Source organism: Idiomarina sp. UBA4206, from assembly GCF_002383015.1.
GTDB lineage: Bacteria > Pseudomonadota > Gammaproteobacteria > Enterobacterales > Alteromonadaceae > Idiomarina > Idiomarina abyssalis.
On the sequence record NZ_DFTS01000068.1, the window covers coordinates 19,547 to 20,988 of the forward strand.

A 1,442-nucleotide genomic window follows, 5' to 3' on the forward strand; every position below is an offset into this window, starting at 1 on the left:
TGCTGGTGTATGAGAGCCCTCTAGGGAAAGTGAAGGCGAGATAGGGAAGCCGTTTCCTTTCCAGTGTTGTTGGTACTCTATAACCGGAAGTTTGGTTACTTCACTAAGACCGATATGACCAACAACTTTTTCTCCGTAGCGGATATTAACAGAATGCAGCATTTACACCCACTCCTCGGCTGAAGTGTCTGACTTTACTGTTAATTGAATACCCAGGCCTTGTAGCACAGAAAAGGCTGCGGCCAGAGTGGTGTTGGGGTTGCCACGCTCAAGACGCGACAAGGTATTGACGCCAACGCCGCACAATGCAGCACAGTCACGAAGTTTAAGCTTCATTCCTGTACGCTTAGCTTTAATAAGCTGACCTAATAGTTCTGGGCAGGTAATTGCAGGTACATTAGGCGCTTCCGTTGCTTTAACGCGTTTAGGCATACCACCCTCCTTTTATTCACCGATTTAAGTGATTATAGGTGGTTTTTGGTGTTTATCAATATAAATTAACTGGTATCGGTTATTAATTGGTTTTGGGTGTAACTGAACCTGTATATTACTCAGTATCGAAGATTTTTATGTTTCTACCGTTGATGCAATATCTGATCATCAAATACGCTTTCGTCAGATGATTTGATAATGATGTTTTAATACCATTTAAGCTTAATTTTTATTTATATATGGTATATATTTGATGTTAGCTTTTGAATTTGATGGAGCAAAAAGTTTATCAAACTTGCAAAAGCATGGAATTGATTTTTACGCTGCTCAATCTCTTTGGAATGACCCTGAGTTAATTGAAATTCCGGCTAAAACTCAAGATGAAGAACGTTATTTAGTTATAGCCAAGTATAAAGGAAAGCACTGGTCAGCTGTAATTACTTATCGCTTAAGAGCTATTAGGATTATTTCTGTTAGACGCTCTAGATATAGTGAGGTGAAGCTTTATGAAAGCGAGTGAATTTGACAAAAAGTTTGACTCGGATGAAGACGTCATTGATGAGCTTGAACTGGAAAAGTCGAAAAGACCCATGCGTAAACAAAAGCGAGTAAATGTCGACTTTCCTGAATGGATGCTAGACTCTTTAGATGAAGAGGCTGCTCGAATTGGTGTAACGAGACAATCTATTATTAAAGTTTGGTTAGCAGAGCGGCTTGAACAAATTCAAAGGAATGTCTAGGAGAGGTCTATGAAATTATTCGCAGCTTTTATTACAACGCTGTTTTTAGCCGGTTGCAGCAGCGCACAGTCAGCGTCGGATGAGCCGGTGACCATGGCCGACATAAAGAGCTTAATTGGCACACCTACGGCGCAGAGCATTGAAAGCTGTAAAGTGTTGCCTGTGGGCAAAAAGGCTTGCGGTGGCCCGGAAGGCTATGTGGTTTACAGCAGCGAAACCGTGACGGATGAAAGAGCACTGCTGGAAGCTATTCACCGCTATAACGAAAAG

The 1,442-nt window shown here is 41.5% G+C and carries 4 protein-coding genes; 3 read left to right on the forward strand and 1 reads right to left on the reverse strand.

The features are described 5' to 3' along the window. Window positions 1-162: 162 nt before the first annotated feature. On the reverse strand, window positions 163-432 hold the full coding sequence (locus B3180_RS13780; RefSeq protein ID WP_054491265.1) for a helix-turn-helix domain-containing protein: 270 nt from the start codon (window positions 430-432) through the stop codon (window positions 163-165). Between the two features lie 253 nt (window positions 433-685). On the opposite strand from B3180_RS13780, the gene B3180_RS13785 reads away from it, so the two are divergent. From B3180_RS13785 to B3180_RS13795, 3 genes are all read left to right on the forward strand, one after another. Next, window positions 686-952, forward strand: coding sequence for a BrnT family toxin (locus B3180_RS13785; RefSeq protein WP_054491264.1), 267 nt, complete (start codon window positions 686-688; stop codon window positions 950-952). Next, window positions 939-1,172 carry a type II toxin-antitoxin system BrnA family antitoxin gene (gene brnA, locus B3180_RS13790; RefSeq protein ID WP_054491263.1) on the forward strand — a complete coding sequence of 78 codons (234 nt, stop codon included), beginning with the start codon at window positions 939-941 and terminating at the stop codon, window positions 1,170-1,172. Before B3180_RS13785 ends, brnA begins: the two co-directional genes overlap by 14 nt. A 9-nt stretch (window positions 1,173-1,181) precedes the next feature. Beyond that, the coding region (locus tag B3180_RS13795) for a hypothetical protein (protein WP_286845077.1) at window positions 1,182-1,442 on the forward strand (261 nt) is incomplete at its 3' end.

Excerpts from the sequence above, each read along its gene's own strand:
- brnA (WP_054491263.1), top strand. The coding sequence starts at position 939 with ATGAAAGCGAGTGAATTTGACAAAAAGTTTGACTCGGATGAAGACGTC.
- B3180_RS13780 (WP_054491265.1), bottom strand. The coding sequence starts at position 432 with ATGCCTAAACGCGTTAAAGCAACGGAAGCGCCTAATGTACCTGCAATT.
- B3180_RS13785 (WP_054491264.1), top strand. The coding sequence starts at position 686 with ATGTTAGCTTTTGAATTTGATGGAGCAAAAAGTTTATCAAACTTGCAA.